The 24,623-nt window shown below is 63.8% G+C and carries 21 protein-coding genes and 1 tRNA gene; 14 read left to right on the top strand and 8 right to left on the bottom strand.

Features of this window, described 5'->3' with window-relative positions; genetic code table 11:
* Positions 1-102: 102 nt before the first annotated feature.
* Entirely contained in the window at positions 103-1,023 is a 921-nt protein-coding gene (locus DY201_RS18770; RefSeq protein ID WP_115732501.1) for a helix-turn-helix transcriptional regulator, read from the bottom strand.
* A gap of 212 nt (positions 1,024-1,235) precedes the next feature.
* On the opposite strand from DY201_RS18770, the gene DY201_RS18765 reads away from it, so the two are divergent.
* The 7 genes from DY201_RS18765 (at position 1,236) to DY201_RS18735 (ending at position 9,310) form a co-directional block, all read left to right on the top strand.
* The gene (locus DY201_RS18765) at positions 1,236-2,291 is read left to right on the top strand and encodes an aromatic ring-hydroxylating oxygenase subunit alpha (RefSeq protein ID WP_165915935.1); all 1,056 of its coding nucleotides are present in this window, start codon (positions 1,236-1,238) and stop codon (positions 2,289-2,291) included.
* A gap of 147 nt (positions 2,292-2,438) precedes the next feature.
* Positions 2,439-3,434 (top strand): PDR/VanB family oxidoreductase, encoded by a 996-nt coding sequence (locus DY201_RS18760; protein WP_115732499.1) that lies wholly within the window; start codon positions 2,439-2,441, stop codon positions 3,432-3,434.
* 96 nt (positions 3,435-3,530) lie between these two features.
* On the top strand, positions 3,531-4,577 hold the full coding sequence (gene add, locus DY201_RS18755) for an adenosine deaminase (RefSeq protein ID WP_165915936.1): 1,047 nt from the start codon (positions 3,531-3,533) through the stop codon (positions 4,575-4,577).
* Between the two features lie 132 nt (positions 4,578-4,709).
* Positions 4,710-5,702 carry a BMP family lipoprotein gene (locus DY201_RS18750; RefSeq protein ID WP_245432036.1) on the top strand — a complete coding sequence of 331 codons (993 nt, stop codon included), beginning with the start codon at positions 4,710-4,712 and terminating at the stop codon, positions 5,700-5,702.
* 76 nt (positions 5,703-5,778) lie between these two features.
* On the top strand, positions 5,779-7,314 hold the full coding sequence (locus DY201_RS18745; RefSeq protein WP_115732496.1) for an ABC transporter ATP-binding protein: 1,536 nt from the start codon (positions 5,779-5,781) through the stop codon (positions 7,312-7,314).
* The gene (locus tag DY201_RS18740) at positions 7,311-8,381 is read left to right on the top strand and encodes an ABC transporter permease (RefSeq protein WP_115732495.1); all 1,071 of its coding nucleotides are present in this window, start codon (positions 7,311-7,313) and stop codon (positions 8,379-8,381) included. The genes DY201_RS18745 and DY201_RS18740 overlap by 4 nt, the downstream gene beginning before the upstream one ends.
* Positions 8,378-9,310, top strand: a complete 933-nt coding sequence (locus DY201_RS18735; RefSeq protein ID WP_115732494.1) for an ABC transporter permease — start codon at positions 8,378-8,380, stop codon at positions 9,308-9,310. Before DY201_RS18740 ends, DY201_RS18735 begins: the two co-directional genes overlap by 4 nt.
* A gap of 77 nt (positions 9,311-9,387) precedes the next feature.
* Here the strand turns inward: DY201_RS18735 and DY201_RS18730 are convergent, their stop codons facing one another.
* Positions 9,388-10,221 carry a helix-turn-helix domain-containing protein gene (locus tag DY201_RS18730; RefSeq protein ID WP_165915937.1) on the bottom strand — a complete coding sequence of 278 codons (834 nt, stop codon included), beginning with the start codon at positions 10,219-10,221 and terminating at the stop codon, positions 9,388-9,390.
* Between the two features lie 163 nt (positions 10,222-10,384).
* Between DY201_RS18730 and DY201_RS18725 the strand changes: the two genes are divergently transcribed.
* Positions 10,385-11,614 (top strand): aminomethyl transferase family protein, encoded by a 1,230-nt coding sequence (locus tag DY201_RS18725; protein ID WP_165915938.1) that lies wholly within the window; start codon positions 10,385-10,387, stop codon positions 11,612-11,614.
* A 33-nt stretch (positions 11,615-11,647) separates the two neighbouring features.
* Positions 11,648-12,700 (top strand): GlxA family transcriptional regulator, encoded by a 1,053-nt coding sequence (locus tag DY201_RS18720; RefSeq protein ID WP_131922354.1) that lies wholly within the window; start codon positions 11,648-11,650, stop codon positions 12,698-12,700.
* A gap of 158 nt (positions 12,701-12,858) precedes the next feature.
* On the opposite strand, the gene DY201_RS18715 is transcribed toward DY201_RS18720, so the two are convergent.
* The 3 genes from DY201_RS18715 to DY201_RS18705 all read right to left on the bottom strand — a co-directional run bounded on the left by DY201_RS18715 (position 12,859) and on the right by DY201_RS18705 (position 15,031).
* Complete coding sequence (locus DY201_RS18715) at positions 12,859-13,794, bottom strand: HNH endonuclease (protein ID WP_115732490.1); 936 nt, start codon at positions 13,792-13,794, stop codon at positions 12,859-12,861.
* 109 nt (positions 13,795-13,903) lie between these two features.
* Positions 13,904-13,977: transfer RNA gene (locus DY201_RS18710), tRNA-Gln, on the bottom strand.
* Positions 13,978-14,086: 109 nt separating this feature from the next.
* On the bottom strand, positions 14,087-15,031 hold the full coding sequence (locus tag DY201_RS18705; protein ID WP_115732489.1) for a lysylphosphatidylglycerol synthase transmembrane domain-containing protein: 945 nt from the start codon (positions 15,029-15,031) through the stop codon (positions 14,087-14,089).
* Between the two features lie 294 nt (positions 15,032-15,325).
* Between DY201_RS18705 and DY201_RS18700 the strand changes: the two genes are divergently transcribed.
* Together DY201_RS18700 and DY201_RS18695 are read left to right on the top strand one after the other, a co-directional pair.
* Positions 15,326-16,678 carry a Ppx/GppA phosphatase family protein gene (locus tag DY201_RS18700; RefSeq protein ID WP_115732488.1) on the top strand — a complete coding sequence of 451 codons (1,353 nt, stop codon included), beginning with the start codon at positions 15,326-15,328 and terminating at the stop codon, positions 16,676-16,678.
* Positions 16,675-17,397, top strand: a complete 723-nt coding sequence (locus DY201_RS18695) for an RlmE family RNA methyltransferase (protein ID WP_115732487.1) — start codon at positions 16,675-16,677, stop codon at positions 17,395-17,397. The genes DY201_RS18700 and DY201_RS18695 overlap by 4 nt, the downstream gene beginning before the upstream one ends.
* On the opposite strand, the gene DY201_RS18690 is transcribed toward DY201_RS18695, so the two are convergent.
* A complete protein-coding gene (locus DY201_RS18690) occupies positions 17,392-18,801 on the bottom strand; it encodes an MFS transporter (RefSeq protein ID WP_115732486.1) in 1,410 nt (469 codons plus the stop codon). The two genes, DY201_RS18695 and DY201_RS18690, sit on opposite strands and share 6 nt — an antisense overlap.
* 403 nt (positions 18,802-19,204) lie before the next feature.
* Between DY201_RS18690 and guaB the strand changes: the two genes are divergently transcribed.
* The 3 genes from guaB to DY201_RS18675 all read left to right on the top strand — a co-directional run bounded on the left by guaB (position 19,205) and on the right by DY201_RS18675 (position 22,083).
* Positions 19,205-20,707 (top strand): IMP dehydrogenase, encoded by a 1,503-nt coding sequence (gene guaB / locus DY201_RS18685; protein ID WP_115732485.1) that lies wholly within the window; start codon positions 19,205-19,207, stop codon positions 20,705-20,707.
* Between the two features lie 4 nt (positions 20,708-20,711).
* Positions 20,712-21,287, top strand: a complete 576-nt coding sequence (locus DY201_RS18680) for a hypothetical protein (RefSeq protein ID WP_115733870.1) — start codon at positions 20,712-20,714, stop codon at positions 21,285-21,287.
* Between the two features lie 376 nt (positions 21,288-21,663).
* Entirely contained in the window at positions 21,664-22,083 is a 420-nt protein-coding gene (locus DY201_RS18675; RefSeq protein ID WP_115732484.1) for an MAPEG family protein, read from the top strand.
* 17 nt (positions 22,084-22,100) lie between these two features.
* On the opposite strand, the gene rnd is transcribed toward DY201_RS18675, so the two are convergent.
* Both rnd and DY201_RS18665 read right to left on the bottom strand, forming a co-directional pair.
* The gene (gene rnd / locus DY201_RS18670; protein WP_115732483.1) at positions 22,101-23,258 is read right to left on the bottom strand and encodes a ribonuclease D; all 1,158 of its coding nucleotides are present in this window, start codon (positions 23,256-23,258) and stop codon (positions 22,101-22,103) included.
* Positions 23,259-23,342: 84 nt separating this feature from the next.
* The gene (locus DY201_RS18665) at positions 23,343-24,599 is read right to left on the bottom strand and encodes an MFS transporter (RefSeq protein WP_280959942.1); all 1,257 of its coding nucleotides are present in this window, start codon (positions 24,597-24,599) and stop codon (positions 23,343-23,345) included.
* Between the last annotated feature and the right edge of the window lie 24 nt (positions 24,600-24,623).

The raw sequence follows: 24,623 nt of genomic DNA, 5'->3' as shown, positions 1-24,623 counted from the left end.
AATGGTGGTTGCCGCCAAGCGGCGGTCCCAGGGCCTGGAGGTCAGTGTCGGGCACTCGAGTCTGGGAGCTGCAGGTTCGCTGTCGGCTCCTCCCAGGCTTGGTCAGGGAGCCGTCGAGCCGGCCGGATCTTCTACCGCCATCGCCGGTGACGGCGCGGGCTGGAGCACCGTCGTGTCGGGAAGCGCCATGCCATAGGCGGTGTCGCCAGCGCCTTCGGCGATGTCGCTTGCCATGCGGTAGCCCTTGTTTTCGCGAACCTGGCGCGGCGACATGCCGAACTGTTCGGATATCTGCCTGGAGAAATGGAACGGGTTCTTGTAGCCGCACTGATAGGCGATGTCGGAGATCGGCAGGCCGGTCTGCAGCAGCAGGAAGTGGCCGCGAGCGGCCCTGACCTGCCAGAGATAGCGCACCGGCGTGACGCCGATGTGCTTGCGAAACGACGAAACCAGATGCTGCGGCGTGACACCCACAAGCGCGGCCAGGCGTTCGACGGTAATTTCCTTTTCATAGTTCTCGTCGATGTAGAAGCGGGCGCGCAGAACGGAACGCGGCGTCAGCCGCTCCTGCTCGGACATCTGCGCTTCATGGAAGTAGGCGAGAAAGATCGACTCCCCCAGTGCGTTGCGAAGCTGGTTGAGATTGGAACCCGAGCCTGCGCCAAGCTCCACCCCGATACGCTGAATGCTCTCGATGCGCTGCGGCAGGGGGATCCGGGCCGGCAATGAACGCAACCGCGAGGCGAGTGCCTCGCTGACGTCTCCGGCATAGCCTTCGCACCAGCTCACCCGCGTGTGCCGTCCTTCGGTGTACTCCATCGAGATGCTTCGCTCATTGCGGAAGAAGCCGCAGCTTCTTGCGCTCAACACCGTCTCTTCGTCGTCGCAGATGATCCTTGCCTTGCCTTCATGGATGATCAGCAAGGTCACATAACGGTCTTTCAGCGGCCCGTAGACGCCGCCTGCCGGATATATCGCTTCACCGAAGGCGAAGCCCCGGCCGCTGTCGATAAATGCACGCATAGCCAAGGCCTCGCTTGCCGCGTCATGCTTTTTCCTAGCACGGCTAAATGCCCCGTCAAAGATTAGAAGAATGCGATCTTAATGGCAGATATGTTTTCGGTCGGCGCAGGCATTCCGTGAAAACAGGGGCTGCGGAATACTCCTGACATCAACGGGCGAGCCGGTCAGGCCGCCTGGACATGCCAGCAAGACGCATCCTCTGGAGGGAAAACGTGTTTCTGCCAGCCGACCATTCCAAGACAAGAAGCGACCTGCCGCGCGGCTGCACATTTGCCGCCAGCGACTGGCATATCCTGGCCTCGTTCTGGCATCCGATCGCCTTCGTTCACGACATCGCCGACAAGCCGGTGCGCGCCAAGCTGCTCGACGTCGACCTGGTGATCTACAAGACGTCGGCCGGCATCACCGTGGCCCGCGATTTGTGCCCGCACCGCGGCACCCGCATCAGCGCCGGCTGGATGGCCGACGACCAGATCGTCTGTCCGATGCACGGGCTGCATTTCGGGCATGACGGCGCCTGTTCCAAGATCCCGTCGATCGCCAACTCCGAAGGGCGCATACCTCCCAAGCTGCGCCTCGAAACCTACGCATCGGTCGAGCGCTACGGCATCATCTGGACCTGCCTGAAGGGCGAGCCGATCTGGCAGCTGCCGGACTGGGACGGCATCTCCAACCCGGCTCTGCGGAAGGTTTATGTGCCTGAGGGCACCTGGTATGCTGCGGCAAGCCGGCATGTCGAGAACTTCAACGACGTTGCCCATTTCCCATGGGTGCACACCCAGAGCTTCGGCGGCAGCACGGCCGACCCGATCCCTCCCTACGACGTCGAGCAGACCGAGTACGGCCTGCGCTTCGCGTTGCCCTACCATGAAGGCTTCAACCGCTTCGACGACGGCGTCGAGGGCGACGCGCGCGACGTGGTCTATACTTACGAGCTGACCTATCCGTTCTCCACCCTGATCAAGATCGATCCGCAGGGATCCGACTACGTCGTCTACTTCGCCGACACCGTCTGCCCGGTATCGGCGCGCGAGACACGCATCTTCCAGATGATGACCGACACGTCAGGCGATCCGGATACCGACTACTGGGTCAAGGATGCGCTGCTGATCAACGACGAGGACAAGCCGATGGTCGAGGAGCAGCATCCCGAGGAACTGCCGCTCGATCTGACCGAGGAGATCCACGTGCCGTCGGATCGCATGTCGCTCGAATATCGCCGTGGGCTGGTCCGCAAATTTGGCCTTGGTGCGCCGATCGCGAGTTGATCCCGCAGCACATCGCAACTGCAGATATCAGGGAAAGACGATGCCGATCCGTTTCGAAACCTGCTTCCTTCACCAGGCCGTGTTTGGCGCCCGACCAGGACAGCTCGACGGCCAGGCAGCCCAGCAATAGAGGAGGGCGTCTTGACCATGGCGTTCACGAGAAACGGGCTCGCGCCCGCGGCACCGGTAGCCGATAACAGGCTGCGGCTACAGATCGCACGCAAGTGGACCTCTGCCGAGGGCATCGTCGCAATCGACCTCGTTGCAGCGGATGGCGCGCCCTTGCCGGCGTTTACGGCGGGGTCCCACATCGACCTGTTCCTGCCCGGCGGCCTGACGCGTCAATACTCGCTCCGCAACGATCCGCGCGAGCGTCACCGCTATGCAATCGGCGTGCTGCGCGAGCCTGGCGGCCGTGGCGGATCGGCATATGTCCACGACAGGCTGGACGTTGGCGATGCCTTGGAGACGAGCAGGCCGCGCAACGCCTTCGAACTCGATGAGACAGCGCCGTTTTCGCTGCTGCTGGCCGGCGGCATCGGCGCAACACCGATCCTGGCCATGGCCCACAGGCTGTCTGCGCTCGGGCGGGATTTCGAGTTCCACTATTGTGCCCGCAGTGCAGGCCGTCTGGCCTTTCGCGACGAAATCGAGGCCTCGCCCTTTGCCGGCAAGGTCAGGTTCCATCTCGATGACGGCCCTGCGGCGCAGCTTCTGAGCCTGAACAGGTTGCTGGCCTATCGGCCGGAAGGCGCGCATCTCTACGCCTGTGGTCCTTCAGGTTTTCTCGACGCCGTGGTCTCCAGGGCCAAGCCAGGCTGGCCGGCGGATGCCGTGCATCGCGAGTATTTCGCCAACGCGGCACCAAAGGCGCAATCCGATCAGCCGTTCAGGATCACGCTGGCGAGTACCGGCCACAGCTTCGACGTCGCGCCGGGGCGAAGCATCGTCGAGGTGCTGGCCGACAACGGCATCGACATTCCGGTGTCGTGCGAACAGGGCATCTGCGGCACCTGCGTGACGCGGGTGGTTTCGGGCGAGCCGGACCATCGCGATCTCGTTCTGACCGACAGGCAGCGTGCCGACCACATGACGCTGTGCTGCTCGCGCGCCCTGAGCGCCGAGCTGATCCTCGATCTCTAGGCCGGAAGGGTGTTTTCCATGCGGCACTGAAGGTTCACCAGGCAGCGAAGCGCGAGGGCCGCAGGCCCGAGAAGGAAAGCCACCAAGGGAAAGATGATGCAACTGGAACAATTCGTGCGGAACCTGCCCAAGGCAGAGCTTCATCTGCATCTGGCCGGTGCGGTCAAGGCCAGGACGTTCCTCAAGCTGGCGCGCAAGAACAATGTCGCGCTGCCTGATTTCGACGAGGTCGAGGACCTTTACCGCTACGACAATCTGGTCGATTTCCTCGAAGTCTACGATCTCGTCGCGCGCTCCGTCGTCGACGCAGACGATTTCCACTTGATCGCCTATGAGGCGCTGGAACATGTCGCCAAAGCCGGCGGCCGCTACACCGAATTCTTCTTCAGCCCGCAGGTGCATCAGGATGCGGGCATCAGCTACCAGACCATGTTTTCCGGCATCCTCCAGGCCATGGACGACGCCGAGCGCGACTTTGGCCTGGTGTCGCGGCTCATTCCGGCGATCAATCGCGAGTTGAGCCTCGATCGAAGCTTCGAGTTCCTCGACCTGATCCTGCCGTTCCGCTCCGACAAGGTCATCGGCATCGGCCTCGACTATGACGAGGAGCCGTTCCCGCCGGCGCCGTTCAAGCCGGTCTACGACAAGGCGAAGAAGGCAGGCATGCGGCTCACCGCCCATGCGGGTGAGGGCGGCCCGGCTGCCAATGTGCGCGACGCGCTCGACCTGCTCGGCGTCGAGCGGATCGACCATGGCTACCGCGTCATGGAAGATCCCGATCTTGTCGCGCGCTGCATCGCCGAGGACATCGCCTTCACCGTCTGCCCGAGCTCGACAGTCATCCTCACACATTGGCGCGACCTTACCGCTGCCGACCACCCGATCCGGACAATGCTCGATGCCGGTCTCAAGCTGGTGGTCGATACCGACGATCCGCCAATGCTGCAGACCGACCTTGCCAAGGAATACAGTCTGCTCGCCGAGACAATGTCGCTCGATCGGGCGACCCTTGCCGCACTGGCGCTGAACTCGCTCGATGCGGCCTGGCTCGACGACAGCACGAAGCGTAGCTGGCGCGCCGCGTGGACGAAGGACATCGACTTGTTGATGGCGGAGCCGCAGGAGGTGCACACCCCCATTTGAGACCAGGCCGCCTCGAGGAGAAGGCGGGTCCACGACAATAAGAACAGACGGGATAGAACCCAGACGATGACACCAGAGGGAAAGGTAAATCCTATGTTCGAACATCTCGCCAGAAGACTGGCGGTCTTAGCGATGCTTGTCATCGCAGCCATGACAGGCAGTCCCGAGCGCTCAGTGGCAGCCGAGCCCAGCAAGCTCAACATCGCCGTCATCCTGTCGGCCGGCATCGAGAGCGCCTGGGACGGCACTTTGATCGAGGCGCTTGAACGCGCCAAGACGGCAAAGCCGCACGGGCTCGACATCACCTGGAAATACACCGATCCGCTCTGGGGCGACGATGCCGGAGATGCCATGCGCCTGTTCGCCGAAAGCGGCGAATATGACGTCATCTGGGCCCACAGCACCTATTCCGATCAGGTCAAGAAGCTGCGGGACGAGTTTCCCGACATCCTCTTCGTCGTCGTCGGCTCAGGCAATGAAGGGCTCGGCGGCAACCAGTACTGGGTCTACAAGCGTGTGCATGAGCCGGCCTACCTGCTTGGTTATGCCGCCGGAAAGCTCACCAAGTCGAACAGGCTGGGGGCTGTCGGAACGTTCCCGGCTGATGACGTCAACGACGAGATCAATGCCTTCTTCGCCGGCGCCAAGGCGGCAAATCCTGCCGTCGAGCGCACGGTCGCCTTCATCGAGTCCTGGTACGATCCGGCCAAGGCTGGCGAATACACCAAGGCGCAGATCGCCACAGGCGCCGACCTGATTTTCCAGCTCACCGGCAATTTCAAGCCGTGCGAGGAAGCCAAAATCCTGTGCTTCGGCAATTTCCAGGACCAGAAGTCGTTCTCGCCTTCCACCGTCCTGTCGAGCGCCGTGGCGCAGTGGGATCCCGATGTCAGCTGGATCGTCGACGAATGGTGGGCGCACAAGGCCGAAGGCAAGCCTTATCGGGGCAATACCGACAAGCACTGGTTCCTGATGAAGGACGGCGGCTCGGCGGTGGCGCCCAATGCCGAGCTGCAAGGCAACGTGCCGGCCGCCGTCCAGACGGAACTCGACGATCTCAAGGCGAAGATGATGGCCGGCAGCTTCGAGGTGCCTGTCGACGTCTCCGATCCGAAGGCTAAGTAGTTCCTGTTGCAAGCCCGGCCGCGACGGGCGCCTCCGCCTGCCGCGGCCTTCGCTCACTCGAAATTTGGTGCCTCTCATGTCCACTGCCTTGCGTGTCGAAGGCCTGACCAAGCGGTTCGCCGGGGTTACCGCCAACGACGATGTCGACTTCGATCTTCGCTGCGGCGAGATCCACTGCCTGTTCGGCGAGAACGGTGCCGGCAAGTCGACGCTTTCGTCCTGCATCTTCGGCTTCTACCGGCCCGACAAGGGTGAGATCCTTTTGCGCGACCAACCCGTGCACATTGCCTCGCCGATGGACGCAATCCGCTACGGCATCGGCATGGTGCACCAGCATTTCGTGCTCGTTCCGGAATTCACCGTGCTCGAAAACATCATCGTCGGCACACAGCGGTCGGGCTGGCGGCTGAATGCCGCCGAGGCGCGCCAGAAGCTCAGGGGCATCTGCGACGGCTACGGCATTGATCTCGATCTCGATGCCTATGTCTGGGAACTGCCGGTCGGGCGTCAGCAATGGGTCGAAATCCTCAAGGCGCTCTATCTTGATGCGCAGATCCTGATCCTCGACGAGCCCACGGCGGTGCTGACGCCGGGCGAGTCGAAGGTGCTGTTCGACATCGTCCGCAAGATGTGCGCCCGCGGCATGTCGATCATCCTGATCACCCACAAGCTGGTCGAAGTGATGCAATCGGACCGGGTCACCGTCCTGCGCAAGGGCAAGGTGGTGGCGACGCTCGATACGCCCGACACCACGCCGGACGAGCTGGCCACGCTGATGGTCGGCCGCGACGTCTCCTTTACCGTCACCAAGCCCGAAATTGCGCCGGGCGAGACGATCCTGGCCGTCGAAGGCCTGTCGGCCCGCGGCTTCTGGGGCGATGCGGTGCTGAAGGATGTTTCCTTTTCGGTCGCGCGGCACCAGATCCTCGGCATTGCCGGGGTTGCCGGCAACGGCCAGAAGGAACTGTTCGAGGTGCTTTGCGGCGTGCGCAGGCCGGCCGCCGGTTCGATCATCTTCAAGGGCGAGGAGGTGGCCGGCATGTCGCCGCGGGCGATGATGGACCGCGGCGTCGGGCACATTCCCGACGATCGGTTCCGCGAGGGACTGGTGCCCGAGTTCAGCGTTGCCGAGAACGTCGTCCTCGGTTGGCAGCGCAGCCCGAAATACTGCAAGGGCCCGCTGATGGATCACGACGCGATCACTGGCCTGGCCCGGGAGATGATCGGCGAATACCAGATCGCCACGCGCGACGAGCATGTCGCGGCCGGCAAGCTCTCAGGCGGCAACGCCCAGAAGATCATCATCGCCCGCGAGTTCCTGCATGCATCGGGCTTGGTGCTCGCCAACCAGCCGACGCGCGGCCTCGACGTCGGCGTCATCGAATATGTGCAGACGCAACTGTTGAAGAAGCGCGCCGAAGGTTTTGCCATCGTGCTCGCCTCGGAAGAGCTCAGCGATCTGTTCAGCCTCGCCGACCGCATCGCCGTGATGTTCAAGGGCGAAATCATGGGCATCGTCGACCCCAGGACGGTCACGGTTGCCGAAGTCGGCGTCATGATGGCCGGCCGCCGTGGGGAAACCGCGGCCAGTAAGGAAAGGGTGTCGGCATGATCGTCTTCGAACGCAGGATGGAGGCGAACGCGCTCTGGACGCTCGCTTCCTTCATCATGGCCATTGTCGCGGGCCTGGCGGCTTCGGCAATTCTGATCGCATCGACGGGCGCCAATGTGCCTGATGTCTTCGGCGCCTTGCTGCAGGGTTCGGTCGGCTCGCCCAAGGCGCTGGCAACGACGCTGGTCAAGGCCGCCCCGCTGATCCTGACTGGACTGGCGACGGTCATCGCCTTCCGCGCCCAGATATGGAGCATCGGCCAGGAAGGGCAGGTCTTTGCCGGCGCCATGGGCGGTTATCTCGGCGCCCAGCTGCTTGCCGGCCTGCCGCCGCTGCTGTTTTTCCCCGGCGTGCTCGCCTTCGGCATGGCGGCCGGCATGGGTCTTGGCTGGATCGCTGCGGTGCTGCGCAACCGCTTTGCCGTCAACGAGATCATCTCGACGGTCATGCTCAACTATCTGGTCGTCTATCTGCTTTCATGGCTGCTGCAGGGTGGCCCATGGGGCGAGACCGGCGGCACGGTTGCCTACCACCAGTCGCCGATGCTGCCCGATGCGGCGTTCCTGCCGGCACTGTTCGGCAGCAGCCGTCTACATGCCGGGGTGCTGCTGCCTTTCCTGGCCGCCGCCATCTGCGCGCTCGTCATGTCGCGCACGCCTCTGGGCTATGAAATCCGTGGCCTGGGCTACAATCCGGAGGCCCTGCGCCACAAGGGCGTCGACATCGCCCGTACGGTGAGCGTCATCATGATGGCGAGTGCCGCGCTTGCAGCCCTTGCCGGCGCCATCGAGCTCTTTGGCGTCTCTCACCGCCTGCGCGCCGACAATCTCATCGGCCTTGGTTATGCCGGCATCATTGTCGGCATGATCGGCGGCCTGAGCCCGATAGGAACCGTGTTTGCCGGGCTGTTCTTCGGCGGCCTGGCGAGCGGTGCCGTCTATATGCGGGTGCTCGGCGACGTACCGGCCTCGCTGGTGCCGGCAATGCAAGGCATCACCTTGTTCTTCTTCCTCTGCGCCGGCGTCCTGGCGCGCTACCGAATCGTCATGAAGGTTGCCGTCCAATGAGCCAGCTGTTCCAGGAAGCGATCATCATCAGCATCCTCGCCTCGACAATACGCATCATGACGCCGCTGCTGTTCTCGGCGATGGGCGAGCTGATCACCCAGCGTGCCGGCATCTGGAACATGGGCGTCGAGGGCACGATGCTGACCGGAGCCTTTGCCGCCTATCTGGTTGCCACGATGACCGGTTCGCTGTGGCTGGCGGTGCTGGCGGCAATCGTTGCCGGTGCATTGATGGGCATCGTCATTGCCTTCATGACCGCGACCCTGCGGGTCGACCACTTCATCGCCGGTCTCGGCCTCAACCTGCTTGCCGGCGGGCTCACGCTCTACTGGTTCCAGAGCTACATCCAGGGCCGGGCACAGCCGATCTTCTCGGGCTTTCAGGACGTCGACATCCCGCTGCTTTCCGACATTCCCGTCATCGGCCCGGTGCTGTTTTCGCAGCGTGCCCTGACCTATGCCGCCCTGCTGCTGGTGCCGGTTGTCTGGTTCCTGCTCTATCGCAGCCGCTACGGGCTCGAACTGCGCTGCCTTGGTGAAAATCCCAAGGCGCTCGACGTCAAGGGCCTCAGCGTTTCGGCCCGGCAATATGCAGCCGTCATGCTGGGCAGTGCGATGACCGGCCTTGGCGGCGGCTTCCTCATGCTCGGCTTTTCCGACCGCTTCCTGGCCGATTTCACCGCCGGCCGTGGCTGGATCGTCATCGTAGCACTCATCGCCGGCAACTGGCGGCCGAAGGGCGTTCTCGTCGCGGTGACGGCGTTCGCTTTCCTGGAGTCGCTCGCCACCCACCTGCAGGTGGTCGGCGCACAGGTTCCGCACCAGCTGCTGCTCGCGCTGCCCTATCTCGCTTCGATCTGCCTGTTGATGGGACTGCGCTTCCGGTCCGGCCAGCCGGCGCGGCTGGGCATCCCCTACGCCAGGGAATGACCGGGCGCAGGCTCGACTGCGGTACCATTTCCAACAGGCGGCATGCTTCCGGCATGTCGCCTGTTTCGTCATTGAGATCAAAACGCCGTATTGCCCGGGTTCTCCAGCACATCGCTGGCAGGACGGTAGCCCTTGTTCGCGCGGATCTCGGTCGGCGTCATCGCAAAATTCTGCCTGATATGGCGCGAGAAATGAAACGGGTTCTTGTAGCCGCACTGATAGGCGATCTCGGAAACCGAAAGGCCGCTTTGCAGCAGCAGGGCCCGGCCGCGATTGGCCCGCATCTGCCAGAGATAGCGCATCGGCGTGACGCCAATGTGCTTGCGGAACGATGAAATCAGCTGTTGCGGCGACAGGTTTGCGATGGCCGCGAGCGCGCCGCCTGTGATGTCCTTGTCCATGTTTTCATCCATGTGTCGCTTCACCCTGAGGATCGGCCTGGGAACGAAGCGGTCGCGTTCGCTGAGCTGCGCCTCATGGAAGAAGGCGGTGTAGAGCGCGTAGCCAACGGCATTGCGCACGTCGTTGAGACCCGTGGTGGAGGAAAAGCCGAGCTCGACGCCGATGCGCTGCAGGGCGGCCAGCCTTTCGGTCAGGGCGACAACGGGCGAGGCGCCGGCGAGCGGAGAGGGGCCGCTTGCCCAGATCTTGCCGGGCACGCCTTCGCACCATCCCACCTGGTGCAGGATGTCGCGTTCCATCTCGATCAGGAACAGGCGGTCATTCTTGAAGAACGCGGCTTGCCCACCCGCAAGGGTCGTTTTCTCGTCGTCGCAGGTGACCCTGATCAACCCCTGATGGACGAAGATCAGGCTGACATACTGCCTCGACAAAGGTCCATAGACGCCGCCGCGGGAATAGGTCGCCTCGCCGAAGGCGAAACCGTGGCCGACGTCGACGATGGAGTCCATGCCAGCACACCCTCTGCCTTGTTCAGGTAAAGCAGAATAAGACCTCTGTTGGGTAAATTCCATCCCGGCTTTAATCAGGGATATGGATTGCCGTTGGCGCGGTATTCTCTTGATACCCCGTTGGCTGCACAGTCGGGCCACTCAAGTCAGGAGGAGAATGACAGTGCTGGACAAGGCTGAACTGGCGGGCAACGGAACACCGTTCCACGTCGCAAGCAGCGCCGAGATGCGGACCACCTGGTGGTATGCGTGGGACAAATACATCGTCCCCGACGTCTATACGAGCATGCCGCGGGAACTGGCGGCGATCCGCAACGCCGTTGCCATGATCGACATGTCGCCGCTGCCCAAGATGGAGCTGCGCGGCCCCGACGCGCATCGCCTCGTCGACCGGCTGATGACCCGCGACATGACGCGGCTCGACGTCGACCACGTGATGTACACGCCATGGTGCAACCGCGACGGCCTTCTCGTCGGCGACGGCCTGGTTTTTCGCCTCGCGGAGGACTGGTTCATCGTCTCGGGTGAAACGAGCCACGCATGGTTTGCCAGCCAGGCGACGGACCTTCAGGTCGAGATCCGCAACGCCTCCGACGACTATGGCATCCTTTCGCTGCAGGGGCCGCGCGCCTTCGAACTGATGCAGGCCGCGACCGGCCGCGACTGGTCCAGCCTCAAATTCTCGCAGATCGGACGCGCCGCCATTGCCGGCCATGAGATTCTGGTTGCCCGGCAGGGCTTCACCGGCGAACTCGGCTTCGAGCTCTGGGTGCCCAGGGCAGCAGGTGCCGCAGTGTGGAAAGAGCTCCAGTCCGTCGGCCAGCCATTTGGCGTGATGCCGGCAGGCGAATACGCTGTCGACGTGGCCCGCATCGAAGCCGGCCTGATCCTGGTCTCGGCCGATTACAACGGCGCCGGCCCGGACCCCCGCACCGCGCGCGTCGACGTCACAGACGATTTGAACATCACGCCGATCGAGGCCGGCCTCGGGCGGCTGATCGATTTCGGCAGCGATTTTGTCGGCAAGCAGGCGCTTCAGGCTGCAGCAGCCTCGACCGAGCCTGGACGGCGTTTTGTCGGGCTGCAATATGACGCAAGCGAGATCGTGACTGTGGCTGCCGAAAACAGCGCTTATGGCACCGCTCTTTCCCGGGTCTACTGGGGTTCCATGCCAGCCTTGCACGCCGGCAAGCCGGTGGGGCGTGCCTCAAGCCTTACCTTCAGCCCGACGCTGAAGCGCGCCATCAGCTTCGGTTTCCTGCCCGCCGGGCTGTCATCGCCGGGCACCAATGTCGATGTCGAACTGAAGGATGACGAGGGCGCAGGCATCGGGCTTGTCTCGGCCACTGTCGTGTCCTTGCCGTTCATCGAAATTCGCCGGTCGAAGGGCTGACAACGGCACACCCAGGCCACGGAGGAGAGCGACGTGAACATAGCTCACAGGCCCATGTCGTTTGACCTGGAAGACCGGCCCCTTGCCGGTCGGGCGCTCTCCTCCTGTTTGCCCACGGCATCGGATGCGGTCGTATCGAGCTTCCACATCCTGCTCCTGCCCGGTTTCTCCCAACTCTGCCTGGCATCGATGATCGAGCCGCTCAGGCTCGCCAATTCATTGTCGGGCAAAAGCCTGTTTCGATGGCAGCTGACGAGCCTCGACGGCCATTCGGTCGCCAGCGCCAGCGGCATGGCGCTGGAGGTCGCGGGCAACGTCTTTGCCGAGGAGGCGGCAGTCACCACCTGCGGCCACACGGCCGTGCTGGTCTGCGCCGGAGACGGCGTCGAGCACCGCAGCACGAGCGAGCTGCGCAGCTTCCTGCGCCGCATCCACCGCGCCGCCGTTCCGATTTATGCATTGGGCACCGCAACCTGGCTGCTCGCCGACGCGAAGCTGCTGGATGGGGCCCGCTGCACCATCCACTGGGGCAAGATGGCGGCGCTGCACGAGACCTTCTATGGCCTGTCCATCGCCGACGCGCTGTTCGTCCGCGATGGCTCCATCGTCACCTGCGCCGGTGAGTTCGCCGCCTTCGACCTCGCGATGGAACTGGTGGGGCAGCATTGCGAGATCGAGCTGGTGCGCCAGATCTGCCAGCATCTCGCGGCTGATCGCTGGCGCGACGGTGCGAGCGCCCAGTCGCTGCTGCCCGGATTGCGCTTCGGCAGCGCCGGCAAGAAGCTGTCACGTATCCTGCAATTGATGGGGAGGAACATCGAGGAGCCTTTGTCGCTCCAGGCGATCGCCCAAGAGGTTTCGTTGTCGCGGCGCCAGATCGAACGCCTGTTCGAGCGCCATTTGTCGACCACGCCACGGCAGCATTATCTGACACTCAAGCTTCGCCGCGCCCGCCAGCTCATCGAAATGACCGATATGTCGGTAACCGACATCGCCATCGCCTGCGGCTTCGACTCGGCGTCCTACTTCTCGAAAAGCTTCAAGGAACATTTCGGCATCCTGCCGAGCGTGCTGCGCGCACGGTGAGGGCAGGGGCAGGGCGATGCGCTGGGCGTGGGGCAGAGCCAGCAAGGCTGGCAGTGGTCGATACGATGTTCTGCACTACGGCGCGTGGGGTGCCCCCATACAGCCCGCCAGCGCCGTCAGTCGAACTCTATGGGCGCGCGGACATAATGTCCGTTACCTCACCCCTTGAAAACCTGCTCGCGATGATACCGCAGGAACTGTGAATGCGGTCGCTCATCCAGCCTCGCCGGGACGAGCAGCCGCCGCTCCGGATTGACAAGTCGGGTTATGGTGTCGGGCACGCCGCTGCCGGCAATGAGCAGGCTGTAGTCGTCATCGACCGAGATCAGGCCACGGTCGAACATCCAGTGCACGGTGCCGGAGAGTGCGAGCCCGTTTCGCACACTGTCGGGGCCGCCATCGGCCACCGGACGAATATGAGCCGCTTGCACTTCGGAGCGCCCTCCGCCGTTGATCAGCTTGAGGCCGGTGACGCCGCAGGTGTCATGGTAGGCGGTCTTGATCGCCGCGGAGAACGCCCGATCCCGGAAGGGGCGCTGCACGACCTGGGCGATGATCCGACGCTCGACACTGTCGATTTCATAGGGGGCCTGCGGATTGTCGCCAAATCCGATACGCGCCTCCTCGACCGGATCCGGCGTCGGCCTCTCGCGGTCGCGTTTCCCAAGGACATGCGCGAAGCCGGAAGTGAGGATCAGGTCATACTCGGAGTCGGAGATGTTTCGGACAGCACGACCGAACGCTCCCTTGTTCGTCGAGCCGTCCGCCTTGCGCAGGCCGTGCCCAAAATAGTCGTCAGCCTCTTTGAACGGGACGGCATGATCGAAAGGCAGGAAGTCCTCGATCAGCGCGTAGAAGTGATCGGGCCTCGAGCTGTCCGTAATGATGTCGGCAATTCGGGCCGTCGCGAAATAAGCCTGCCTGCCGCCGGCCTTCATCAGATCGCCGCTCGGACGCCTCGGTTCATAATAGACGATCCAGTCCCCACGCGCGGCTTCGACCTGACGCAGATAGGTGCGCGGGAAATGATAATGCTGCTCCGGCAGGTCCTTGTAGGACGACTCGGCCTTGATGGTCAAAATGGCCTTCGCCATCGGATGGACGTACTCTTTCGCTGGAAAACCGGGCTCTCCTGGACTTGCTACCAGGTGTCTTAGTGCTGCGAAAGAGCCTGAGTGAGTGTCTCTCAAGGGCGAGAAAATTTGGCTGGGGAACCTGGATTCGAACCAGGACTAACGGAGTCAGAGTCCGTGGGTCTACCGTTAACCTATTCCCCAGCAAGGCCGATCTGGTGTCGGCCGCGACGCTTGTTCAACGCCGCCGGTGCGCGCCTTTTAGCCGCCGCCGGGAAATAGTCAACCCCACAGGCGGCGGCAATTTCGCATTTCAGCGCTTGTCCGTGTTGCCGCTGCGTCCGAACTGCGAATGCTCGAAGGCAAGCACGGCGACGATGCCGAGGATGAGCGGAATGATGAGATAAAACAGGCGGAAAACCAGCAGGGCGGCCAGCACGGTTGCCGGGTCCATTTCCGGCAGGCCGGTGAGGAACACCACTTCGAGAACGCCGAGGCCGCCCGGCGCATGCGAGGCCTGCGCCACCGCAAACGAGACCAGGAAAATGCCGAGCACGATCAGGTAGCCGGGATTGTTCTCAGTGGGCAGGGCGAAATAGATGATCGCAGCCGCTGCCAGGATTTCCAGCGGGCCGATGATCAGCTGGCGCGCGACGATCGGCAGGGAGGGGTAATAGAGGCGGAAGCTGCGGATGGCGAGCGGCTTGAGATGCAGCCAGCTGCCAAAAACGTAAGCCGCGACCGAGGCGAGCATGGCAATGCCGAGCGCGATCCACCAGCCTTCATGACTGCCTTCGGTGTAGCGGTCGAGCAGGCCGGGCTCGAGCAGAATCACCACGGCGCCGACAAAGACGCTCGACAGCACGAAAGTGAACCAGCAGATGCCGACGAGGACGCCGACGTCCTGGCCGCTCAGCCCCTTGCTGGCATAGGCGCGATAGCGGATGACGGCGCCCGAAAACACCGAGCCGCCGATATTGTGCGACAGCGCATAGGTGGTGAAGGAGCAGGCGGTGACGAAGAACCACGACACGCGTTTGCGCAGGTGCAGAAGGGCGATGTGGTCATAGCCGGCAAGGGCGGCATAAGCGACGACGGAGCTCAGTGCCGACAGGATCCAGCCATGCAGAGGGATGGCGACAAGGCCGCTCCAGACGTCGTCGAGGGAGATTTCACGCCACTCATTGTAGAGCAGCCAGGCGGAAACGGCGACGGCGCCGAGCCCGATGACGGGCCAGATTAGGTCCTTGATTCTCATGCGGCTGCGCTTGCCTGCTCCTTTCGGTCTGGCGTTTCGATACCTCGTTTTGTGGCTATGCGTCCGCTCGCACGACCGGGTGGGGTTCCAGCTTTGCCCCATCAAAGCCGGCTATTCAACCCGAACCGGGGGGTTCCGTGCGGAAGCCCCGTGCTGCCCGGGCAAGGCGAGGGCAAATTTCGACGCAGGCGGCCTTGGTGATCCGCGCGCGCGCTGATAGTCTGGTTTCAACACAAGATGAGATGCGCGTGCAGCGTCCGAAAGGTTCGCGCGGCGCCAGAAGGAAGTTGCAAGGTGAAGGACCGCGAGCCCGGCGCTGACGCGTCGGATGCGGGTGTCTCCGGGGATGGGCCGTCGCGTCACAGCGCTGGCCGATCTCAAAAGGGCCGTCAGGCCGCCGCACGACCGGTCAACGGTCACGGCCAAGGGGACGCTGCGCAACACAAGACAAAGACCAGGAAAAGGCGCAAGCGCCGGCGCGGCCGCAAGGTTTTTGCCCGCGATGGCCTACAGCCGGTGGCCGGCGGCGGACAGGTTGAAACCGCCATCCCGCCGGCACAGCTGAAGCCGAACATGCCGCCGGCAAAACCTGCACCGAAGCTGGAGCAGGCCGAGCAGGTGCGCCGCGTGCCGACCGCGGAGCTGCCGGTCTTTGCCGCGCTCGACCTCGGCACCAACAATTGCCGCCTGCTTGTCGCCGTGCCAGGCCGGCCCGGACAGTTCCGCGTCATCGATGCCTTCTCGCGCATCGTGCGGCTGGGCGAGGGGTTGTCTGCCTCGGGGCGTCTCGGCCAGCCGGCGATGGACCGCGCGGTCGAGGCGCTCAAGGTCTGCAGCGACAAGCTGCGCAACCGCAAGATCAGGAATGCGCGGCTGATCGCCACCGAAGCCTGCCGCACGGCCGCAAACGGTGCGGAGTTCATCGACCGCGTCGAGCGTGAGGCGGGCCTCAAGCTCGAGATCATCGACCGCCAGACCGAGGCGCGGCTTGCCGTGTCCGGCTGCGGTTCCCTGGTCGAGCGCGACACCGACGGCGTCGTCCTGTTCGACATCGGCGGCGGCTCCTCCGAGATCGCGCTGATCGACGTCTCGCGCCATCGCTCGCCGCGCCTGGCGAATCACATCGTCTCATGGACCTCGCTGCCGGTCGGCGTGGTTTCCCTCGCCGAGCGTTTCGGCGGCCGCACGGTGACGCGGGAGATTTTTGCCGCCATGGTCGAGGATGTCGCGACGCGGCTGCGCTCGTTCGATGGGCGCGACCGGCTCAGCCACGTCGTGTCGGGTCCCAAATTCCATCTGCTGGGAACGTCGGGCACGGTGACCACGCTTGCCGGCGTGCATCTCGAACTCGACCGCTACGACCGTCGCCGCGTCGACGGCCTGTGGATGGACGGACTGAGCGTCGACCGCATGGTCGAAAAGGTGCTCGGCTGGGATTTCCAGCAGCGCGTGGCAAATCCCTGCATCGGCGCCGACCGGGCCGATCTCGTGCTTGCCGGCTGCGCCATTCTCGAGGCGATCCGGGCGGTGTGGCCGTCGGAAAGGCTGCGCGTCGCCGACAGGGGCTTGCGCGAAGGCATATTGAGCGAATTGATGGCCGACGACGGCGTGTGGCGCCGCAACTGGCGGAACGGACAGCTGAGATGACCAAGAAGCCGACAAAGCCGGAGGTGGCGGCAGGCGCGACACGCGTGGTGCGCACCAAGATCAAGAAGAAGCGTGGCCTCAAGGAGTCGTCGCGCCGCTGGCTCGAGCGCCACATGAACGACCCATATGTGCAGCGTTCAAAGGCTGACGGCTACCGATCCCGCGCCGCCTACAAGCTGATCGAGATCGACGACAAGCATCATCTGCTCAAGCCCGGCATGAAGGTCATCGACCTGGGCGCTGCGCCCGGCGGCTGGTGCCAGGTGGCGGCGGCTCGCACCGGCTCGACCGCCGAGAAGCCGCATGTCGTCGGCATCGATTATCTCGAAATGGATGCCGTGCCGGGCGCGCCCGTGCTGCTGATGGATTTTCTGGACGACGACGCGCCGGCGCGGCTTTCGGAGACGCTTGGCGGTGCACCCGACGTCGTGCTCTCCGACATGGCGGCGCCGACGACAGGTCACCGCCGCACCGACCACATCCGCACCATGCATCTGTGCGAGGTCGCTGCGGATTTTGCCATCTCGGTGCTCAAGCCGGGTGGTCATTTCCTGGCCAAGACCTTCCAGGGCGGCACCGAGGCCGACCTTTTGAACCTTCTCAAGCAGAATTTCCGCACCGTCCATCACGTCAAGCCGCCGGCCTCGCGTGACGAATCGGCCGAACTCTATCTGCTCGCCAAGGACTTCAAGGGCAGGGCAGTCCCCGACGCATCATAGCTGCTGCGGCTCCTCGGCGGTCCGCTCGGGCCCGCCATGGCCGGAGATCGTCCTGCCGGCATCGGGCGCCATCCGCGCAAACAGCAGGATCGGCAGTGCAGTGATCACGGCGATGACGAGGAAGGCGAAGGTAAAGCCCGCGCCGCCGATGGCCTGGCCAGTAAATACGCTCCACATCTCCAGTGCGCCGCCGCCGACGGCGACGCCGAGTGCGACTGTGATTTGCTGGGCCGCCGCCGAGATCGACGTTGCCTGGCCGCTCTGCGCCGGCTCGATATCGGCGAACACCAGAGCGTTGGTGGAGGTGAAGAACATCGAGCGCAGGAAGCCGGCGAGGAACAGCACCGACAGGATCACCAGGTAAGGCGTCTCGGCCGTGAAAAAGCCGTTGGCGGCGATCAGGCAAGCCGAGCCGCCCGCCGCCACGAGAAGCACGGTGCGGAAGCCGACAGTGCGCAGGATGCGCGGCGCCACGAACTTCATCGACAGCGCGCCCGCAGCGGTGGCGAAGGTGATCATGCCGGACTGAAACGGCGTGAGCCCGAAGCCGAGCTGGAACAGCAGCGGCAAGAGGAACGGCGTTGCGCCGACGCCGATGCGGAACAGCGATCCGCCGGCGATCGCCGTCCTGAAAACCGGATTGGAGAAAAGCTTGAGCTGCAGCAGCGGGTGCGCTGCGCGCCTGGCATGCCTGATGTAGAGCAGGGCGCTGATCACGCCGATGCCGATGGTCACCGCACCCACGACCGGTGGCAAGGCCGGCAGGCTGACGACCGACAGGCCGAAGACGATGCCGGACGCTGCTATCGCCGACAGGAAGAAGCCGGGCACGTCAAGCGGTCGCGTCGGCTCGGGTGGAATTTCGGGCAGGAACCGTCCCGACAGCCAGATCCCGATCGCGCCGATCGGAATGTTGATCAGGAAGATCCAGTGCCAGGCAAAGAAGGTGGTGATGAAGCCGCCGACCGGCGGGCCGATCAGCGGGCCAATGAGGGCAGGGATGGTCAGCGTCGCCATGGCCGACACCAGCCCGCTCTTCTCAGTTGTGCGCACCAGCACCAGGCGCGCCACCGGCGTCATCATCGATCCGCCCATGCCCTGCAGGAAGCGCGCCAGCACGAAGGCGCCGAGCGAATTGGACAGCGCACAGGCGACCGAGCCCAGCATGAACACGCCGATGGCGACGCGGAAGACCAGCTTGGCGCCGAAGCGATCGGCCATCCAGGCGCTGATCGGGATGAAGATGGCGAGCGAGACGAGATAGGCCGTCAGCGCCAGCTTGAGCGCGATCGGGCTCGTGCCGATGTCTGTGGCGATCGCCGGCAGGGACGTTGCGATGACCGTCGAGTCCATGTTCTCCATGAACAGGGCGACGGCAAGGATCAGCGGGGTGGTTCTGTTCACGCGGGGCAAGTCCGGGGGGCAGGAAGTCAGACGCAGGGCGGTCGCTGGTTCGACCGCAATCGAGCGTTATCACGGATGCCTTGATATGTCCGCAGCCAGCACCCTTTGCATTTCAGGGCCAGCTACTTCGAGGCGCCGACCTGGCGGGCACAACGCAAGGTCTCGGCGATGCGTTCCGGTGTCGCCGGGTGTGTAGACAGGAAGTCGGTTTCATCCTTGTCGCCATATTTGTCGTGCAGGGCACGAGCCGGCCGATCTGCGCGGCGTGCAATTGGCCGTCATCATGCGCTTTTCATCGCTTCGAAGACGTGGTACCAGCCACCGCCAATCCTGAAAGGGAAAAGACGAGTCGACGCTGCATACCAACGGTTCCAGCGTCCCTTCATGCATTCCGAGGTTGGCCATGGCAAAAATCATCGAATCCTCCACCGGCGCTCTGGCGCTGACCTTTGACGACGTGCTGCTGCAGCCTGGACATTCCGAGGTCATGCCCGGCGAGACCGACATCAGCACCCGCATTGCCGGCGATATCGACCTTAACGTGCCGATCATTTCGGCGGCCATGGACACGGTGACCGAGGCGCGCCTTGCCATCGCCATGGCCCAGGCCGGCGGCATCGGTGTCATCCACCGCAATTTCACCCCGGTCGAGCAGGCCGAGCAGGTCCGCCAGGTCAAGAAGTTCGAATCCGGCATGGTGGTCAATCCCGTCACCATCGGCCCGGATGCCACGCTGGCCGACGCGCTCACCTTGATGCGCACGCATGGCATTTCAGGCATTCCGGTCGTCGAGAATGGCGGCACCGGCGGCCAGAAGACCGGCCGGCTGGTCGGCATCCTGACCAATCGCGACGTGCGTTTTGCCTCCGACCCGGCGCAGAAGGTCTACGAGCTGATGACGCGCGAGAACCTGATCACCGTCAAGGAGACGGTCGAGCAGGACGAAGCCAAGCGCCTGCTGCACCAGCACCGCATCGAAAAGCTGCTCGTCGTCGACAAGCATGGCAATTGTGTCGGCCTCATCACCGTCAAGGATATGGAGAAGTCGCAGCTCAACCCGAACGCTTCCAAGGATGCGCAGGGACGCCTCAGGGCGGCAGCGGCCACCAGCGTCGGTGATGACGGCTTCGAGCGTGCCGAACGGCTGATCGATGCCGGCGTCGACCTGCTCGTCATCGACACCGCGCATGGCCATTCGCAGCGCGTGCTCGACGCCGTGGCGCGCGCCAAGAAGATTTCCAACTCGGTCCGCATCATGGCCGGCAACGTCGCCACCGCCGACGGCGCCCAGGCGTTGATCGATGCAGGTGCCGACGCCGTCAAGGTCGGTATCGGACCAGGCTCGATCTGCACCACGCGCATCGTCGCAGGCGTCGGCGTGCCGCAGCTTTCGGCCATCATGTCGGCCGTCGAGGCTGCCCAGAAGTCCGGCGTCACGGTCGTGGCCGACGGCGGCATCAAATATTCGGGCGATCTGGCCAAGGCGCTTGCTGCCGGCGCCGGCGCTGCGATGATCGGCTCGCTGCTTGCCGGCACCGAGGAGAGCCCAGGCGAGGTCTACCTGCACCAGGGCCGCTCGTTCAAGGCCTATCGCGGCATGGGTTCGGTTGGGGCGATGGCGCGCGGCTCGGCCGACCGCTATTTCCAGGCCGAGGTTCGCGACACGCTCAAGCTGGTGCCCGAGGGCATCGAGGGCCAGGTTCCCTACAAGGGCCCGGTCGGCGGCGTGCTGCACCAACTGGCAGGCGGCCTCAAGGCTGCCATGGGTTATGTCGGTGGCCGCAATCTGGACGACTTCCGCGAGCGCGCCACCTTCGTGCGCATCTCCAATGCCGGCCTGCGCGAGAGCCATGCCCATGACGTGACCATCACCCGCGAAAGCCCGAACTACCCGGGCGGCATGTGATTTGATGGTCCTTCGGCTGCGGCGCCACGCCGCCGCGCTGGGTGTCGTCACGGCGGCGGTCTTTGCCGCCATGACGATGCTGGAATTCTTCTATTTCCGCAGCCTGAGCGGCGGCTTGCCGTCGCTCGATCTGCGTTTTCTGGGTTTCTCGGAAAGCGAAGCCTTTGCCTGGGTCGCGGCTTTGGGGCGGCCGGGCGCCGAGATCATTCTGGTCTGGCACTACCTGACCTTCGACCTGGTCTTTCCGGCATTGCTGTCGCTGACGCTGGTCAGTCTCGTCCTGAAATCAGGCGAGCATCTGCCGCGCTTCGCAGCCCTGTCAGAGACCATGCGCTCGGTCACGGCTTTGACCTTGGTGCTGCCCTACACGATATCAGACTATGCCCAGAACATCGTCGTCGCGCGCATCCTGTCCGACCCGCCGTCAGCCGGGGCGAAATCGATGTCTCTGGCCTCTGCGCTGGTCGTGACGAAGTTCGCGCTTCTGGCGGTACCGGTTGTCGTCATCGCAGCCTTTGCCCTGGCGGCGAGGCGCAACCGATCAGATTCAGCCGATATCGGAAGCCACAGGGCTGGCTGACAGGCTCGGAGCCGTCTCGAGACCTTCTCTTTCTTCCCGGAATCAACCGGGCTTCTCGGCATCGACCGGGCTTCTCGGAATCGACTGGGTCGGTGAACTCGAGGTCGCGGGCGAGCAAGCCGCGAACAGCCTCACCCCTGGACGGTGCGTCGCCGTCAATCCTCGTGTATCGCGTTCGCGGGCTTAGGTTTCCCGCCTGGATGACCGACGAGGCCGCTGAAGGCGATTGGCTGTTGCAGGGAGCATCATGTTTGGCCGATCATGGGACGATGCTTCATGCCCGGTCTCGCCCACGCCCGTAAATTCTCGATTGATCCGAATGACGTGCCATGGCGAATGACATTGTGATTGTTTGAATATTATTGAGGTAATGCTTATGAATCAGGCCGTCATTTTCTGGCCCCTGCTTGCTCAGGTCCTGCTGGTCTACATCGTCTATGCCGTGCTTTCGGCCCGTCGAAGGCATGCGGTTCGTTCGGGCGAAGCCCGTGTCAACCAGTTCAAGACGCGGTCGACCGAGCCTGAATCGAGCGTCACCGCTGCCAACAATGTCATCAATCAGTTCGAACTGCCGGTGCTGTTCTACGTCGTGAGCCTGTCGCTCTACGTGACTTCAGGCGTTTCTTACGTCGCGCTGTTGCTGGCATGGCTGTTCGTGGCGTTGCGTTATGTGCATGCCTGGTTCCACCTGACCAGCAACCGGGTCAAGTATCGCAGCACTGCCTTTATTGCAGGCGCGCTGCTTCTGGCACTGCTTTGGATCTGGTTCGCGCTGCATCTCGCCGGCGCGGCCTGAACCGCGCCGCAGGCTTTTCAGGCGTCGATCTCGAACACCGCGATCTTGCGCTTGTCGAAACGGATGGCGAGTTCGCCGCGCACCAGCTTCAGCGCGGCTTCGCCGAACACCGAGCGGCGCCAGCCCTGAAGGGCAGGGACGTCGGCAGCCTCGCCTTCGGCGGCAATGCGGTCGATGTCGTCGCCGGAAGCCAGCACCTTGGGAGCGACGCCTTCCTTTTCGGAAACGAGCCGCAGCAGGACCTTTAGCAACTCGGCGGCGGCACTCGAGCCCTCCGGCGGCTGGAAAGTCCTGGGCAGCTTGGGCAGCTGGTCGCGCGGGATTTCAAGCGCCGCATTGACGACGGCAAGCAGTGCCGTCGCCGATGACGAACGCTCCCAGCCCTTAGGCGTGGTGCGCAGCCGTGCGAGGGCCACGGCGTCGCGCGGCGCCTGCTGGGCGACTTCATAGATCGCGTCGTCCTTGAGCACACGCCCGCGCGGCACGTTGCGCTCGCGCGCCTCGCGCTCGCGCCAGGCCGCCACCGCCTGCACGATGGCCAGCTCCTGCGGCTTGCGCAGCCGCATCTTGAGCCGCTTCCAGGCATCTTCGGGAAGCGGGTCGTAGGTCTCGCGGGAGTTCAGGACCTCCATCTCTTCGTTCAGCCAGTGCGCGCGGTTCTCGCGCTCGAGCTCGGTAACGAGATGCTTGTAGACATCGATAAGGTGGGTGACGTCGGCCAGAGCGTAGTCGAGCTGCTTTTCCGACAGCGGCCGGTGGCGCCAGTCGGTGAAGCGCGACGACTTGTCGATGCGCCCGCCTGTGATCTTCTGGACGATCTGCTCGTAGGAGACGCTGTCGCCGAAGCCGCAGACCATCGCCGCGACCTGGGTGTCGAACACCGGGTGCGGGATCAGCGCGCCGAGATGGAAGATGATTTCGATGTCCTGGCGGGCGGCATGGAAAACCTTGGTCACCGCCTCATTGGCCATCAGCGCGAAGAACGGCTTGAGATCGAGGCCCGGGGCCAGAGGATCGACCAGCGCTGAAACGCCGGGTGCTGCCATCTGGATCAGGCAGAGCTCGGGCCAGAAAGTGGTTTCGCGAATGAACTCGGTGTCTACCGTGACGAAGTTGGATTTTTCGAGAGCGGCGACGACGGTTTCGAGTTCGTCCTGGGTCGTTATTACATGCATAATATTGCTTTTATCAGAACGCGTTATCTTTCCATTTCAGCCGGGCGCCCTTTCGTCAAGCACTTGCACGTCCGACGAGGATGTCTAGCCGTCATCAGTGCCGTTGGTGGGGCTGTTTCGGCCGGCAAGACGGGCGAAAATGGGTGACGTCCTCAACAAGGCGATGAAGCGGCCGCGATGGCCGGCTGGCACCGGCGAGCGCGAGCCCATGCGGTAGATGATGACGGCGACGAACACGACGTAGACGGCAGCACTGAAACTAAACAGCGCATGCGGGCCATATCGCTCCATCACCAGAGAGGCCACGAACGGACCCGCAATGGCGCCTACGGAGTAGAACAGCATCAGCGCCGCATTGATCAGCACGAACTCGCCCTTCTCGGCGCGGTCGTTGGCATGCGCCGCTGACAGCGAATAGAGCGGCATGGCGAATGAGCCGAAGATGAAGACGTAGATGAAATTGGCCAGCGGCGAGTCGCCTGCGAAGAACACCAGCATCAGCGCCGAGGCCATCGCACCCGCCGTGGTGACGAGCAGCACCATGCGGCGGTCCCATAGGTCGGACATGTAGCCGAGCGGGTACTGGATGAGCGCGCCGCCGATGATGCCGACGCTGACGAAGGTGACGACGTCGGTCACCGACAGGCCGATCTGCTCGGCATAGATCGGGCTCAGCGTGCGAAAGGCGCTGTTGGTGACGCCGACGAAGATGCAGCCGATGCTGCCGAGCGGCGAGATCTGCCAGGCGCGCCTGAGATCGAGCTTGACCTCTTCGGGCGGCGTCGGATTGGAACGGTCGCCAAGCGACACCGGCACCAGCGACAGCGTGATCATGATCGACATGATGGCGAAGATGGTGAAGCCGCCGGCGCCAAAGACCGGGATCATGAACTGTGCGCCGGTCACCGAGCCGATGTCGATGATGCGGTAGATCGCCAGAATGCGGGCGCGGTCATGATTGGAGACGCCCGAGTTGAGCCAGCTCTCCATTACCGTGAACAGCCCGGCGAAGCAGAAGCCTGTGGCAAAGCGGATCACCGACCACATCACCGGGTCGATGACGAGCACCAATGTCAGCGTCGCCGAGGCGGCGATGGCAGCGAGTGCCGCAAAGGCGCGGACGTGGCCGACGGCCTTCATGATGCGCGAGATGAAAAGGCAACCGAGCAGGAAGCCGACGAAGTAGCACGTCCCCATCAGGCCGATCGTCGACGCCGAAAATCCCTCCTGCGCGCCGCGCAGCGCAATCAAGGTGCTTTGCAGGCCGTTGCCGCCCAGCAGGATGCCGGCGGTGATCAGGAGCGGGATGAGGGGACGTATGGAGGACATCAGGCACGCGATACAAAAGCTGAGGTGGCTACAGTT

Origin of the sequence: Aminobacter aminovorans (assembly GCF_900445235.1) — a bacterium.
Taxonomy (GTDB): domain Bacteria; phylum Pseudomonadota; class Alphaproteobacteria; order Rhizobiales; family Rhizobiaceae; genus Aminobacter; species Aminobacter aminovorans.
Note: the sequence above shows the minus strand (reverse complement) of the source record. Positions and strands in the feature narration are given on the sequence as shown.

Coding starts and splice junctions, on each gene's coding strand:
- DY201_RS18770 (WP_115732501.1), bottom strand. CDS start 1,023: ATGCGTGCATTTATCGACAGCGGCCGGGGCTTCGCCTTCGGTGAAGCG.
- DY201_RS18760 (WP_115732499.1), top strand. CDS start 2,439: ATGGCGTTCACGAGAAACGGGCTCGCGCCCGCGGCACCGGTAGCCGAT.
- add (WP_165915936.1), top strand. CDS start 3,531: ATGCAACTGGAACAATTCGTGCGGAACCTGCCCAAGGCAGAGCTTCAT.
- DY201_RS18750 (WP_245432036.1), top strand. CDS start 4,710: ATGCTTGTCATCGCAGCCATGACAGGCAGTCCCGAGCGCTCAGTGGCA.
- DY201_RS18745 (WP_115732496.1), top strand. CDS start 5,779: ATGTCCACTGCCTTGCGTGTCGAAGGCCTGACCAAGCGGTTCGCCGGG.
- DY201_RS18740 (WP_115732495.1), top strand. CDS start 7,311: ATGATCGTCTTCGAACGCAGGATGGAGGCGAACGCGCTCTGGACGCTC.
- DY201_RS18735 (WP_115732494.1), top strand. CDS start 8,378: ATGAGCCAGCTGTTCCAGGAAGCGATCATCATCAGCATCCTCGCCTCG.
- DY201_RS18730 (WP_165915937.1), bottom strand. CDS start 10,221: ATGGACTCCATCGTCGACGTCGGCCACGGTTTCGCCTTCGGCGAGGCG.
- DY201_RS18715 (WP_115732490.1), bottom strand. CDS start 13,794: ATGGCGAAGGCCATTTTGACCATCAAGGCCGAGTCGTCCTACAAGGAC.
- DY201_RS18705 (WP_115732489.1), bottom strand. CDS start 15,031: ATGAGAATCAAGGACCTAATCTGGCCCGTCATCGGGCTCGGCGCCGTC.
- DY201_RS18695 (WP_115732487.1), top strand. CDS start 16,675: ATGACCAAGAAGCCGACAAAGCCGGAGGTGGCGGCAGGCGCGACACGC.
- guaB (WP_115732485.1), top strand. CDS start 19,205: ATGGCAAAAATCATCGAATCCTCCACCGGCGCTCTGGCGCTGACCTTT.
- DY201_RS18680 (WP_115733870.1), top strand. CDS start 20,712: ATGGTCCTTCGGCTGCGGCGCCACGCCGCCGCGCTGGGTGTCGTCACG.
- DY201_RS18675 (WP_115732484.1), top strand. CDS start 21,664: ATGAATCAGGCCGTCATTTTCTGGCCCCTGCTTGCTCAGGTCCTGCTG.
- rnd (WP_115732483.1), bottom strand. CDS start 23,258: ATGCATGTAATAACGACCCAGGACGAACTCGAAACCGTCGTCGCCGCT.